The organism is Paenibacillus sp. PL2-23 (genome assembly GCF_040834005.1).
Classification (GTDB): Bacteria; Bacillota; Bacilli; order Paenibacillales; family Paenibacillaceae; genus Pristimantibacillus.
This window is the reverse complement of sequence record NZ_CP162129.1, coordinates 5,184,782-5,197,692: the sequence shown is the minus strand read 5'-3', so window position 1 is coordinate 5,197,692 and position 12,911 is coordinate 5,184,782. Positions and strand designations below refer to the sequence as shown.

At 44.9% G+C, this 12,911-nt stretch carries 14 protein-coding genes; 10 read left to right on the top strand and 4 right to left on the bottom strand.

The window, feature by feature from the left end; all coding sequences use genetic code 11:
- The first annotated feature begins 2 nt into the window (after positions 1-2).
- From AB1S56_RS23065 to AB1S56_RS23050, 4 genes are all read left to right on the top strand, one after another.
- Positions 3-1,520, top strand: coding sequence for a transposase (locus tag AB1S56_RS23065; protein WP_367903400.1), 1,518 nt, complete (start codon positions 3-5; stop codon positions 1,518-1,520).
- A gap of 64 nt (positions 1,521-1,584) precedes the next feature.
- Entirely contained in the window at positions 1,585-1,860 is a 276-nt protein-coding gene (locus AB1S56_RS23060) for a DUF2500 family protein (protein ID WP_367903399.1), read from the top strand.
- Between the two features lie 88 nt (positions 1,861-1,948).
- Complete coding sequence (locus tag AB1S56_RS23055) at positions 1,949-3,439, top strand: polymorphic toxin-type HINT domain-containing protein (RefSeq protein WP_367903398.1); 1,491 nt, start codon at positions 1,949-1,951, stop codon at positions 3,437-3,439.
- Between the two features lie 338 nt (positions 3,440-3,777).
- Positions 3,778-4,188 (top strand): immunity 26/phosphotriesterase HocA family protein, encoded by a 411-nt coding sequence (locus tag AB1S56_RS23050; protein ID WP_340873806.1) that lies wholly within the window; start codon positions 3,778-3,780, stop codon positions 4,186-4,188.
- A gap of 112 nt (positions 4,189-4,300) precedes the next feature.
- Here AB1S56_RS23050 and AB1S56_RS23045 read toward each other — a convergent pair whose 3' ends face one another.
- The 4 genes from AB1S56_RS23045 to AB1S56_RS23030 are packed head-to-tail and all read right to left on the bottom strand — an operon-like array spanning position 4,301 to position 7,142.
- A complete protein-coding gene (locus AB1S56_RS23045) occupies positions 4,301-4,507 on the bottom strand; it encodes a DUF5348 domain-containing protein (RefSeq protein WP_367903469.1) in 207 nt (68 codons plus the stop codon).
- Positions 4,508-4,524: 17 nt separating this feature from the next.
- Positions 4,525-5,325: an ExeA family protein gene (locus AB1S56_RS23040; protein WP_367903357.1), complete on the bottom strand. Its 801-nt coding sequence runs from the start codon at positions 5,323-5,325 to the stop codon at positions 4,525-4,527.
- Positions 5,318-6,673, bottom strand: a complete 1,356-nt coding sequence (locus AB1S56_RS23035; RefSeq protein WP_367903356.1) for a DDE-type integrase/transposase/recombinase — start codon at positions 6,671-6,673, stop codon at positions 5,318-5,320. The genes AB1S56_RS23040 and AB1S56_RS23035 overlap by 8 nt, the downstream gene beginning before the upstream one ends.
- A gap of 46 nt (positions 6,674-6,719) precedes the next feature.
- Entirely contained in the window at positions 6,720-7,142 is a 423-nt protein-coding gene (locus AB1S56_RS23030; RefSeq protein WP_340873551.1) for a DUF6431 domain-containing protein, read from the bottom strand.
- 1,421 nt (positions 7,143-8,563) lie between these two features.
- Between AB1S56_RS23030 and AB1S56_RS23025 the strand changes: the two genes are divergently transcribed.
- The 6 genes from AB1S56_RS23025 to AB1S56_RS23000 all read left to right on the top strand — a co-directional run bounded on the left by AB1S56_RS23025 (position 8,564) and on the right by AB1S56_RS23000 (position 12,882).
- The gene (locus AB1S56_RS23025) at positions 8,564-8,929 is read left to right on the top strand and encodes a hypothetical protein (protein WP_367903397.1); all 366 of its coding nucleotides are present in this window, start codon (positions 8,564-8,566) and stop codon (positions 8,927-8,929) included.
- Between the two features lie 331 nt (positions 8,930-9,260).
- On the top strand, positions 9,261-9,680 hold the full coding sequence (locus AB1S56_RS23020; protein WP_340873791.1) for a hypothetical protein: 420 nt from the start codon (positions 9,261-9,263) through the stop codon (positions 9,678-9,680).
- Between the two features lie 576 nt (positions 9,681-10,256).
- Positions 10,257-11,189, top strand: coding sequence for a hypothetical protein (locus AB1S56_RS23015; protein WP_340873790.1), 933 nt, complete (start codon positions 10,257-10,259; stop codon positions 11,187-11,189).
- A 5-nt stretch (positions 11,190-11,194) separates the two neighbouring features.
- Entirely contained in the window at positions 11,195-11,524 is a 330-nt protein-coding gene (locus AB1S56_RS23010; protein WP_340873789.1) for a hypothetical protein, read from the top strand.
- A 435-nt stretch (positions 11,525-11,959) separates the two neighbouring features.
- A complete protein-coding gene (locus AB1S56_RS23005) occupies positions 11,960-12,265 on the top strand; it encodes a hypothetical protein (protein WP_367903396.1) in 306 nt (101 codons plus the stop codon).
- A 269-nt stretch (positions 12,266-12,534) separates the two neighbouring features.
- The gene (locus AB1S56_RS23000; RefSeq protein ID WP_340872842.1) at positions 12,535-12,882 is read left to right on the top strand and encodes a hypothetical protein; all 348 of its coding nucleotides are present in this window, start codon (positions 12,535-12,537) and stop codon (positions 12,880-12,882) included.
- Positions 12,883-12,911: the final 29 nt, after the last annotated feature.

Here is a 12,911-nt window from a genome sequence, read left to right as displayed (position 1 = left end):
GGGTGATTTTTTTGAAGCCAAACCTTGAAAAACCACGTTTTCGTCATCTTCCGCTCAGCGAATGCGGAGGAGCTCCCATTTTACGTACGCTGTGGGACAAATTCGATTTTTCATTTCTTCTCTCGCAATCGGGTATCTCCAAACGCAACGGCACACCCGCATGGATGCTGTGTTTTCTCTACGTGATCGGATTAACTTCCGGCTGCACCGCGGTATCGCAAATGGCGAGTTTAGCCGAAAAGGATGCCGTGCTTCGCGAAATGTTTAAACCTTTTAAATTGGCGCAGTATACGCTAAGCCGACTGTTTACCTCACCCTTTGCTTGGCGTACCTTCGGAAAGAAACGCGTCGAGCGTCTTCAGCGAGACGAGGATATGCAATTACGCGAGGGCGACATTATTAATTTAGATGATACCCATAGCAATCATCCGTTTGCTAAATGCCTGCCATTCCTTTGTTGGCTCAAGGACTCTTCTACAAAAGCTTATAGCTGGTGTATGAATGTGGTTGTATTGCAAGCCGTGCTGCAAAATGGCCTTGAATATCCGCTCTACTACAGCATGTGGCGTAAGGTGGAAGAAGGCGAGCACGGACTCTCCAAGCTTGATTTGGCCAAACAAATGCTACTGATGCTGAGAGAGCATGTCTCGTGTCGCTTATGGATTGCCATGGATCGTTGGTATTTATGCAAAGATTTTTTTGTATTCCTCATGGAGAATAAGTTTGATTGGGTAACCAAAGCGAAACGGAACACGGCTTTGTTCCGAATCGTGAAGGAGCCGGGCCGACGCGACAGGTTTATTCCCGTATCGGCACGCCAATTGATTAAAGAGACGTACAAATCCCTTGTGGCCAAAGGATCCTCCGGTCTGACGGCCATCGCACTAGCTGATATTTATATGAAACTGCCCTATCCCGCCACAGGGCGAAAAGGGCAACCGACTGTGAAACATCGTTTTGTTCCGATTGCCGCTGTTGTCGCCACTCGTTTGAAAGAAGATGAAGAATCGGCCGCAGCAGCCGAGGAGGGCCAAGATTCCCTTGCCACCTACAAGGGCGCCTATTTGATCATTAGCAACCGCCATGATGTTCCTAAACAAGCGCTTGAGGTCTATGGGAAACGCTGGCGTATTGAAGTATTTTTCCGGACGGCCAAGCAAGAACTTGGCTTTGAATCTTGCCATTCTACATCCGAAGCGCACCAGCATGCGCATATGGAGTTGTTGTTCACCACAGAGACACTTCTGGCTTATGCCTTATGGCAGGTAAACAAAGAAAAAACGAGTGACGAAAGCTGCACCCACGGCGAAATGGTACGCGGCCTCTTCCACACTCGTTGTCAGGTTCGTCGCAGAAACCACAAAGGGTCTGAACGAATCTATATCGATTTTGACATAGAAGCGCGGCGCTTTGCAAGTCTTATTTCGGCTTACTGGCCACCCCATCTCTATATGACCTGGTGGCCGGTTTATTCAAGCATAGATTCTCACAATTACCAGTTAATCTCGCGAACTGCATAAGTCATGAAAATATAAAAAAGTGCCCTAATCTTTGGTAGAATGGTGTTATAATTCGGATTTTCTGGTGGTATTGGTGTTACTAAGAATCCATAAGGAGGGCCTGCATATCAAGGAGTATTATGTTACATTTGAAATTGAAGGTTCAGATGTTGAATTAAAGGTTCCGAAATATAGTGATTATGAGAAGTTGCATACTGGTGATAGTGGAGTTTTAACTTATCAAAAAAAATCATTCATAACATTTTTGTCGGTTTTAATTAGCGATAATTCATATACCACATGCGAGTGTAACAACTCCATGTGGTTTTCTATTTGCATAAAATATTGTCAGAGGCGTTGACGTGTCGATACGTCTTAACGGATTGGTTAAGTAAACGTAGACCCATTCCGAAATTCAAGCTTAGGGCGGTACTTGCACGTTCGGAAAATTGATTCAGCATAGGGGTTGTCGAGGTAATGGCAATGGCTCGGCCAATTGCCATGTAGTGCCGCCGGGCTTCATTCCACCGGGGCTAGCGAAGAAATGCGGTTATACCGACGAGGAATATCCGGACATGCACCCAGGGGGACCACGCGACGGCTGGGAGAAGCAGCACAAGAAGCAGCATTGGGAGCTGAACTTCACCAATGACGTGAGCCTGGCGCTGCCGGAGCCGCTTCAAGTAACCGAAGCAGATCCAACGAAGTGGAAGGAAACCTATGTTTATGGGGCAGGCGGCGAACGCCTAAGCATGACGTACCTGCCGGCGTATGACGCCAACAATGGCTGGGAGCCAGCCCCTGGCGCAGGCGGAGCGGAGCCGGGCGTACAGCCCAAGACGCTTTGGTACATGCACGATGCCCTGGGCAGCGTCATCGGCCTTGCAGAGAAGGACGGACGCGTCTCTGCGCGGTATCACTATGACGAATTCGGTGTGATGCTGGACAGCAAGAAGACCGATCTGAACTGGTCGGGCCCAGACAACCTGTTCGGCTACACGGGGCTGGGGTATGATTATTCCAGCGGGCTGACGTATGCAAGAGCACGGTACTACCAGCCGGAGATCGGACGGTTTATTAGTGAGGATACGTATAAGGGGGATCTGTGGAATCCTCAGAGTCAGAATCTTTATGGGTATGTACATAATAATCCGTTGAAGTATACTGATCCAAGTGGAATGTGTGTTGCTGGAAAAGATGCTGGTTGTTATGTCGATTCATTTAGCGGAGTTGACGGGTTAATTAACAACCCGCAACTCGCAAATAATTCCAATATGTGGTGGGAGATTCAACGATATATTCAGAAATACTGTGATGATAGTGCCTGTGTAGCCAAGCAAAAAGCAATGCAAAAGAAATTAGAGCAAGGCAACGATGAAATTCGAAATAGCGTTTGTTCTTACGTGGATTGTTTTGACGGTGAGGCTAAGTTTACAGGGACGGGAAAAATTCAATATACTGTTGATGGTACTTCAAGTAATTATGCCGTCACACCAGTTGGATTAATTCAGTGTAATTGCTTTACTGCGGGTACAACTGTACTCACCGACGAGGGCGAGAAACCTATTGAAGAAATTCAAATAGGAGATAAGGTGCTCGCCAAAAACGATAAGTCAGGAAACGTATCTTATCAGGAAGTAGAGTTGCTATTCCGTAAAACAGTTGAAGAAATATACAACATCACAGTAAATGGTGAAGTCATAACCACTACTGCGGAACATCCTTTCTGGATTGTCGGGAAAGGATGGGTCAAAGTAAAAGACCTTCAAATAGGTGAACGACTAGTTACAAATGAAGATGTTGAACTGAATATTCAAGACATTGAAGTTAAAAAAGAACATCGTTCAGTTTATAATTTCAGGGTTAAAAACGACCACACTTATTTTGTTTCCAATCTAAAAATATGGACACATAATATGGATTCTGTGGCTCACTGCTGAGTGGTACAGCGAATTATCAAGTTTATTACGGATACAACAATAATCAAATTGTTTACGTAGGCATCACTAATGATTTCAACAGAAGAAAAAGAGAACATGGTGAGCGATTCGATGATATAAGGGTTGCATATGGAGGTGATTATTTTACCAAATGGCAAGCAAGGGGATTGGAGCAGTATAACATTGATTACTATGGCATGCAAAAGAACGGCGGTCAACTTCAGAATAAAGTAAACAGCATATCTATTTACAGAAACAATATTAGAATGACAACAAGGACATGGGCTGAAGGCTTTATTAGGGGGCGCAAATAAAACACAAATGAGGAGAATCTACGTATGTCAAATGAGTTTACGGAACTGATTGCCATGAAGAAGTCACGAAAGCAGCCTGTAGAAGGTGATGTATTCGTTATTCAACCAAAGAAGAACCACTATTATTTTGGTAAAGTTATTAGAACGAATATCCAAGGGAAGAATTTAAACTTTCAAGGTATGAATCTGATTTACGTGTATAACTGCTTTTCTCAAGAAAAGAAAATACCTGCCAACCTTGAGGCTTGCGAAATGTTATTTCCACCAACAGTAGTGAATTTTCAAGGTTGGTTAAAAGGTTATTTCGAAACGGTGGGGAATCAGCCTGTTACTATTAAAGAATTAAACGTCGATTATGGCTTTTTCGACGATTTTGAGACACAAGATAAGTTTTATAATTTAGAGGGTGAGCGAATACATCATTGTTACTGCTGATCCATAATGTCCAGAAAATGATCACGTTAGTTGTCCAAGGTCTGATCGTAATCATGTCCATAGAGACTCAATGAATGGGAAAGCCGAGAGTATTACGGCTTTCCCATTTCTGCTAAACGAATCGAATGTGGTAAATGTCTTTGTTTCTTAAGTTAAATCGGGTTTCTCTCATGATCACGTACCAATAACGGTCAAGCTCGAGTCGACATGGGATGCCGCGATCCCCAATGCGAATTTCAAAACATTCACCGCAGTAAACAGGATAAGCGTTCTCTCCTAGCTGGACAAACCAACTATTTGCGTCCCGATCGTACGTCATCCGGTTCCAAGGCTCGTTCATGACAATTCACCCTGAATCACGTGCTTCACCATATGATCGTCAATGATGCGGCGCTTGATCTGGGCTCCGTAGATGAGGCAATGAGTGCTCAACTTGTTGATGAGTCTGGCCGATCCGCCCGAGAATCGGTAAACTTCATTTACCGCCTCATCCGAGAATATCTCATGATCGGTGCCGGCATATGCTAACTGACGCTTCAAATATTCGCCGACTTGGGAACGGTCGAAATAGGGCAGCTTGCACTGAAGGTCAATCCGCTGACGAATCGCTGCATAGGATTGGAGACGAAGCTTGTCCCATAGCTCGCTCTGCCCGACTAGAATCAGTGCCATAGGGCTTTGCGCATCCATCTTGCAGTTGAGCAGGAAGCGCACTTCCTCTAGCATCTCCCGATCAAGCAGATGGGCTTCATCTACGACGACAACCGGTTCCAGTCGATGGATGCCGCGCATGAGCTCCACTTCGCGATGTAGCTGACGCTTCGCATCGCCCCGGTAGAACTTCGACTCGCATCCGAGTTGTTCGAGCAGCCCTTTGTAGAAGTGGCGCGGCGTTAGCTTGGAGTCCGACAGGTACAGCAGCCTATACTTTGCGGCATCCAGCATGGCGGCAAAACGGCGGACGGTCGTCGTCTTGCCCGTCCCGCAGTCGCCGCTGATGACGGCGAATAATTGGCGCTCAGCAGCGTATTGCAACCGGTCCAGCATCTCTTCCATAGCACTCGCCGGATAAAGCTCTGTCACGGGAATATCCCGAGCAAATGGTGTACGGGTCATGTCGTAGAAGGATTCAAACATCCTTGCCAGCCTCCTTCCTCAGCATGCGGTAGGAGACGGCCGGCGTTTGGGTTTGTGCGCGCTCGTCATGCTTCCGCTCGGCACCTCGGAGCAAGCGGGATTCCGTTGCTGACTGCTTCTGCAAATGCTCTGGAAGGGCCGGCCGCTTGCCAGCCCTTTCTCCAATGATGAGCTCCCGTGCTTTCCAAGGCGTACATCCCTCGTATTCGATCGTCACTTCTGTGATATCTGCCGGGTCATAGACGACTTGAACCGTTTGCCCAATGAACAACAGCCCAACTTCATACTTCTTGCCTTGAAAGCTGATACAGCCGGCCTTATCCACTTTCCGCTGTTCCGCGTGGAGGAAGCTGGCCGCGAGGTGCTCGGAATTTACGAACTGAAGCGCTGCCGGATCGCTCCGAAACGCAGCTTCGGGTGTTTGTTTGTTCGCCAGCGCGGCATGGGGTTTATTCTGGTAGCACTCCGAAAGCCATACTTGGAACCAGTCGTTAAGCTCGGTGAGTGTCTTAACGTTCTCAAGCGCGACCTCGTCCAGAAAGCTCTGCACAGCGCCGTTTAGACGCTCAACCTTGCCTTTACTTTCCGGAGAGTAGGGCTTGGCAAAGAGCAAGCGAATACCGAGTTTCGCGCACGTCCGGTTCATCCAAGTCGTGCGGTATTGCTTGCCGTTGTCGAAGTACACGGCCTCTGGGACACCGTATTTCTCGATCGCTCTTCGGAAACTGTCCTCGACGATGGCTTGCTCCATCGACGCGTAGAAGGCTCCATGCAGCACATACCGCGTCGCGTCATCCACGAATAACACCAGATAGACTTGTTTCTTCGAACCGCCAGGACCAATGGGAAGGTACGGCCCATACTTGATGTCACTCTGCCATAAGCGATTGCGGGACTGCTTCTGAAAGCGCCGCGCGGCCGTACCGCCACCGGCATACATCCGCATCTGCCTTGAACTGTAACCGCGCCTGGTTAATCTCGCCTGCAGGGTGCTGCGTTTAATTATTCCAGGTGCGATCTTCTCCTCCCATTCGAGGATCTGGATAATTTGGCGCACACTCCGCTTCGGCACCTCCCGCCGAAGCAGGATCGCTTCTTCCAGCACCTCAGTTGGTATGGTGTCTGGCAGCGGCTTCCGGCCTTTGAGTTTCGGCTTGAGTCCGTCGAACCCATCCTTGCGATATTCGGCCAAGTACCGGCGCAGCGTCCTCTCTGATAAGCCGGACTGCGCACAAATGGCCGACTTTAACTGAGCCGCCTTCGCCGCATCCAGACCGGATGCTAGGAGCGGCGACAGCAGTTGAAAGCGTTCCGCCGCAACCTCGTCCGATTTCTTTTGTCTGTTCATCCTCATGCCTCCATTTACTAGGGTTAGCATGAGTCTAAAACAAGCTTCAGCGGACAGACAGGCAGAACGGGTCTGTAACCCAAAGATTTAAATTGGCGATGGGGCGGACAGTTCTTCCTAGCCATCCGGCTGCGTCACCGACATACCGTCCTAAAGCGTGGAGTGCGGACTGTGGAGCAACGGACGCTTGTTCCACAGGAAGCTGAAACCGGGTACTAATGGCGTGTAGAGCTGCTGCTGCATACACCGCCCAAACCTGAAACCAGGCCAGCCATCTAGAAATGGTGGATTCGTCTGCGGCTACTACCGAAGCATCTGGTTCTGCCCATACACCTTCGATGCTTTCAGCGTCATAACGCTTGTAGGGGACAAGCAGATCCGGCAGTTCATGATGAATTCTCGCGCATGGCCTACAATACAACCTCCGAATGATGAGCTTCGCCCGTTCTCCGCTGCTTCTGTACCACACCCGCCTCCGGCTGCCCGCGACCTCTAACCGGCCTCCGCAGCAAGGGCAGGGAACCAGTTCCGCACTCCTAACAAAAAACGCCGGATGCAGACTCCTTCTCAACCAGCGTGAAATCTGATACAATGACCATATTCTTGAGGTGACGCTTCCGGTTATGCTGCTACCAACAGCATGACGATTACGGGAGCGTTTCTTCTTTCTTTAGACTGATAGTATGGTCACTATATCGGTCTAAATTCGGACATTTATGAACGTCAACTTCCGGCTATTAACGGACGACAGAAACACATCATAAACCCCAGTATACTCGACTTGATGGCCTTGCAAGCTATGGATATGTGGGGAGACAGTCTCATCGAGTGCTATACGAAAAAGAATATCAGTAAACGCACAATGAAGCCGCATGCGAGTGTAACAACTCCATGTGGTTTCTTTTTAAGAGTCCTGCCACCGTCGCGCACCATGCACCGCACATAAGGCGGGCGGGAGGTAACGAAGCCAAGCAAATTCGGCTATTCATGCTTCTGCTAAGACTGAACTGATTCAGAAAATTATCATATCCAATAGTATGATGGGGTGCGACAATCTAATCGAATCCATTAGGGATTTACCGTCATTATCTAGGCTTACTTGTTATTGATGAAATAATCCGATGTGACAAATTTAAGAATCGTCCTATGCTTCTGTATGTCTGGTGTTATTCCTGCCTGTAGAGCGTTTAACCTATAAGGGAAGACAACTTGAAAGGAGACATCATTCATGAATCATCCCGTTAAAAAATGCATTCAGAAGTTAGGACTAACATATCGGGCGTTCGTTGTCCTGTATGACATCTCATGGGAAAGGATTCGTAGATCGCAACTCCTGTGAGGGAATAGAAACTCAAAACAGAGATCGGGCAACATATTCAAATGTACAATGGAAAGGATGCAGTTCAAGGAGATTTGGGTGGGCGTTGGCATTTTGCAGGATAAACCTTTACACGGAAATTTAAACCTGAATTACGAAAGTAAAGCCTCATAAAAATATAAAAAAGTGCCCTGATCTTTGGTAGAATGGTGTTTGACTAGAACATCATCACCCAAAGAGAGGAGCACCTTTAAGGTGAAGACTACCACAAAAATCGCTACTTTGAAAACGGAATTTTCTATGAGAAATGCTACAAATTTTGCAGGTGTTAAGGTCATTCTCACATTCCTTGAAACGATCCGATTTAATCCGGCCCTAAATCAAATGGAGGCCGAATAAGCATTATTGGGCTGTTATGATAACGGTAAAATATTGTATGATTTTTATATTGAAGACGTAGGAAAGTTTCAATATACTCTTACAACAAGTCAAGCTGAAGATTTTGTAGAGGGCAATTATGATTACCCAATAAATTCTTTAGACTTTATTAAATGGCCGAAGGGGAAAAATAATTGAAACCTACTCGATTTGTTCTGTTTGTTATCATTGTAATTATTATGGGGTGCTCAATGGGAACTAAAATAGGAAATCCTAATGAAAGTGATTTTAAAAAGACTGCTTTAGAAATTATTGAACTGTATAAAATTAGTATCGAGTTTGTCGGGTATCCGTATGATGAAATGGAAAAGCATGGACACTTTTTTAGTAAAACATATGGAGAAAATGAAGAGGAGATTAAAAAACGAATTATGAGTCTCCATTATGATTTTTTTGCGGGAGCAAACTTTAAGGACAGAAATGACCCGAGCAATAAACTTCTAGCCGAACAACTCATTCCTGAAATTAAAGAGATTACAAAACTTATTGAAAACCTGTGACGGACCTTAAAACCACGATGCGATATTTTTCGTATTGTGGTTTCTTACTGGTATAGTGACTTCCAATAAGATCTCCCGGTGTCGAATGAATCGGGCGGCACATCTCGAAAAGACTTAAACCTCTTCTTACCCGTATGAAATTCGCAATATATGATTGTACACACTTAAATGCTTTAATTTTATATCCTAATTAATTACCCCTGATCAATTCGCTTTCGTTAAGGGGTGAGGTCTGCTAGATCTGTCCGCCGGAGATCGGACGGTTTATTAGTGAGGATACGTATAGAGGGGAAATTATAAATATTGGGAGTGTACTCAAGGCTCAAGGACGGTGGAACTATGGACAGTTATATATGAAGGTACGGCAGCGCCACAAGCAATTAATGGTGGAACGGGTACTTTATTAGGAGGAGGCAACCAAATATATTCCGGAGGTGAATGCATCATGGTTCGGACAATAAAATGTGAGTGTGAAGAACGAATGGAAGTCAAGATTGATTCATACTCACTATTCCAAGAGGTAAAAGTATTTTTTGAACGTGAAGTTGCAAAAGGTATATATCAAGATGTTCTGGTTGAAATGCCATATTATGTTGGTTGCTCAACAATAAAAATCGAAAAAATACCTTGGTATGCGACAAAATGGTATAAATGCAACGATTGTGGATGCTTATGGGAGTTTAATTATCCTGAATTTCCGGCACAAGGTTTTGTAAGAAAGTTTGTAAACGGTGAATATCGTCCGCAATAAGTTCCTTTTGGATAAGTTAACCTTGATTGGCTGCATGCCTTTCAAGGTTCTTTTTTTGGAGGGGGTGAGTGACGAATGAACCCATTATTCAAACAATAACACATATTACTCATGTAATACCCGTATAAGGATTTCAACACTTTAATTGTACGCACACGCCAACGCTTGAATTTTATAACCTATATAAACGGCACTCCGTTGTATTAGAAAGGTCGATTATGGTCAGATACTATCATGATTCACCTGTACTTTTAGCAGAGTAATAACCGACGATAAATATACGTATGTCACATTTGACGTTATTTCACCGCCATTCCCACAATTTCGGACATGGCTTAATCCCTTATTCCATACGGATTCCGGCGATTCATAAAGCTTTTTTGTGAATTTTAGAAACCGGACATTTTCGACCGCAATTCCTTAAAATATCAACGTCCTTCTAGTGGTATCCTCTTTCAAAAAGACGTTATGGGGCGAACATTTCGGCGACTATCAATTTTCTTATTTTTAGCTCTTTTACCCTCACACCTTCTGCGATTATTGCGACATACTCCAACGTCAAGGAAATCGTCAAGAATGGTGTTGACTAAGCCGCAAAAACGGAAGGGACGGCAGGAAATCGCTGATAAACGACCTGATACGCAATATTCGCCGCCAAGTCGTATTACTGGCACTGTAATTTTATCGCGAGGAAAGGAACGGCGACCAGACTATCATCATTACAAGCTGTCGTATGAACGCTTAGTAAACGCATATGAAAGACAGGAAGCGCGATTCAACTTAAACGTTGAAGAAGCGTGGGATAAATACATCTATGACGACGACTTCACCAATCTTGGATCTGGCAAAAGGTTTTGGTTCTTCATTGTTGGAAAATGCAAAAGGTATTGCTGCATTAAATCCGTCATCATTGAACTTCTATACGGAGACATTGCCAGCAACGCTATCACCCTTAATGACTTGAAAGCTGGATTAGGTGATGAATATATATACCCCTTCAAACATATCCAAGAGAACTATAATCATGTATGGAATGGGAATCCATCTAAAAAAGAAGCTTATGATTATGGTTATTTTTCGGGTAAAGCACTCCAAACTCTTGTGAGCATAGGAACTCTGGGTGGAGCTTTAACGGCTAAACTGGCTTCGAAAGCACCGAAGTTAGCTAAGCTGTTAAAGGGGACTAAGGGGACGGGTAATTCTCTAGTTAAAGATACTGGTAGCGTCTCCAAGAACACCACAAACCTGAGGGACTGGGCAAAGAATAAAGGATGGGAACAACAAAATACCGCAGGTGGAGTCGAACAGTGGGGAGTAAGGAACGCTGATGGTACATTTAGTTGGCGACTAAAACTTAAACCCGAAGCAAGTGCGAGAGAAGGTTTGGGAGCAGGAAGCAATCAACCCCGTTTTGATGCTAGACTAGATGATAAAGGAACGTACATCAATCCTTTTACTGGTGAAACGGGTGGGCGAGGTGTAGGTACACATATTCCGCTTGGGAAGTGATATGTATGGATAAAGAAAGTCTATTGGAAATCTTGTTAGACCCAACAACAAGTGATGCAGAGAAAGATGATGCAGTAATTGAACTGGGAAATAACTTTCAGGACGACGATACAATTGATATTCTAATTAAGTTATCAAACGACAGTAACTTCGATGAGATGATTTTGGCAAGTTGTGGTGAGTCTATAGCACACATATGGCTGACCAATCAACGAATTAATTACGCAAAATTACTAAACTTAAAAGGAATTACATTGACCGAAGCGCTGTCTTTAATAAAAGCGCAACGCCCTGATTGGTACAAGACGTATTCAAATTTGTATTCTCAACTCTAGGTTAAAAGAGTGCCCTAAAGGTTCCCCCTCCCTTTAGGTCTTCTTTATTAGGGGCTACCCAGTGCCGAATGAATCCGTCATTCAACCAATAACACATCTAACCCATGTAATACCTGTATAAAGATTTCGTCATTTTGTTTGTACGCACATTAAAGGCTTTATTTTTATAACTCAAATAGCGCAATACCGATATAATGAACAGGTTGATTATGGTCAGATACCACCATGATTGACCTGTTTTTTGTTATCTTCGCTTTCTCACGTTTTATTCAACCTGAATTACGAAAGTAAAGCCTCATAAAAATATAAAAAAGTGTCCTGATCTTTGGTAGAATGGTGTTTGACGAGAACATCATCACCCAAAGAGAGGAGCACCTTTAAGGTGAAGTCTACCATAAAAATCACTACTTTGAAAACGGAATTTTGGGGTGCTCAATGGGAACTAAAATAGGAAATCCTAATGAAAGTGATTTTAAAAAGACTGCTTTAGAAATTATTGAACTGTATAAAATTAGTATCGAGTTTGTCGGGTATCCGTATGATGAAATGGAAAAGCATGGACACTTTTTTAGTAAAACATATGGAGAAAATGAAGAGGAGATTAAAAAACGAATTATGCTCCATTATGATTTTTTTGCGGGAGCAAACTTTAAGGACAGAAATGACCCGAGCAATAAACTTCTAGCCGAACAACTCATTCCTGAAATTAAAGAGATTACAAAACTTATTGAAAACCTGTGACGGACCTTAAAACCACGATGCGATATTTTTCGTATTGTGGTTTCTTACTGGTATAGTGACTTCCAATAAGATCTCCCGGTGTCGAATGAATCGGGCGGCACGTCTCGAAAAGACGTACACCTCTTCTTACCCGTATGAAATTCGCAATATGTGATTGTACACACTTAAATGCTTTAATTTTATATCCTAATTAATTACCCCTGATCAATTCGCTTTCGTTAAGGGGTCGGGTCTGCTAGATCTGTAGTATTTAGCGCAGGAACTGCCCTATGTGTTTTTTTTCGAACTTATTGTACCTGCCGGCGTATGACGCCAACAATGGCTGGGAGCCAACCCCTGGCGCAGGCGGAGCGGAGCCGGGCGTACAGCCCAAGACGCTTTGGTACATGCACGATGCCCTGGGCAGCGTCATCGGCCTTGCAGAGAAGGACGGACGCGTCTCTGCGCGGTATCACTATGACGAATTCGGCGTGATGCTGGACAGCAAGAAGACCGATCTGAACTGGTCGGGCCCAGACAACCTGTTCGGCTACACGGGGCTGGGGTATGATTATTCCAGCGGGCTCAGACAAGCTGACAAGCCGTCGGACAAACAATCCCCCAAACCGGTCACATGAGTCACGCAAAGGCTAAGATAGATCATCGA

Bases quoted from the DNA above. Each gene is read 5' to 3' on its own strand.
- AB1S56_RS23040 (WP_367903357.1), bottom strand. From the start codon at position 5,325: ATGTTTGAATCCTTCTACGACATGACCCGTACACCATTTGCTCGGGAT.
- AB1S56_RS23015 (WP_340873790.1), top strand. From the start codon at position 10,257: ATGGTGTTGACTAAGCCGCAAAAACGGAAGGGACGGCAGGAAATCGCT.
- AB1S56_RS23000 (WP_340872842.1), top strand. From the start codon at position 12,535: ATGTGTTTTTTTTCGAACTTATTGTACCTGCCGGCGTATGACGCCAAC.
- AB1S56_RS23035 (WP_367903356.1), bottom strand. From the start codon at position 6,673: ATGAACAGACAAAAGAAATCGGACGAGGTTGCGGCGGAACGCTTTCAA.
- AB1S56_RS23050 (WP_340873806.1), top strand. From the start codon at position 3,778: ATGTCAAATGAGTTTACGGAACTGATTGCCATGAAGAAGTCACGAAAG.
- AB1S56_RS23010 (WP_340873789.1), top strand. From the start codon at position 11,195: ATGGATAAAGAAAGTCTATTGGAAATCTTGTTAGACCCAACAACAAGT.
- AB1S56_RS23005 (WP_367903396.1), top strand. From the start codon at position 11,960: ATGGGAACTAAAATAGGAAATCCTAATGAAAGTGATTTTAAAAAGACT.
- AB1S56_RS23045 (WP_367903469.1), bottom strand. From the start codon at position 4,507: ATGACGTACGATCGGGACGCAAATAGTTGGTTTGTCCAGCTAGGAGAG.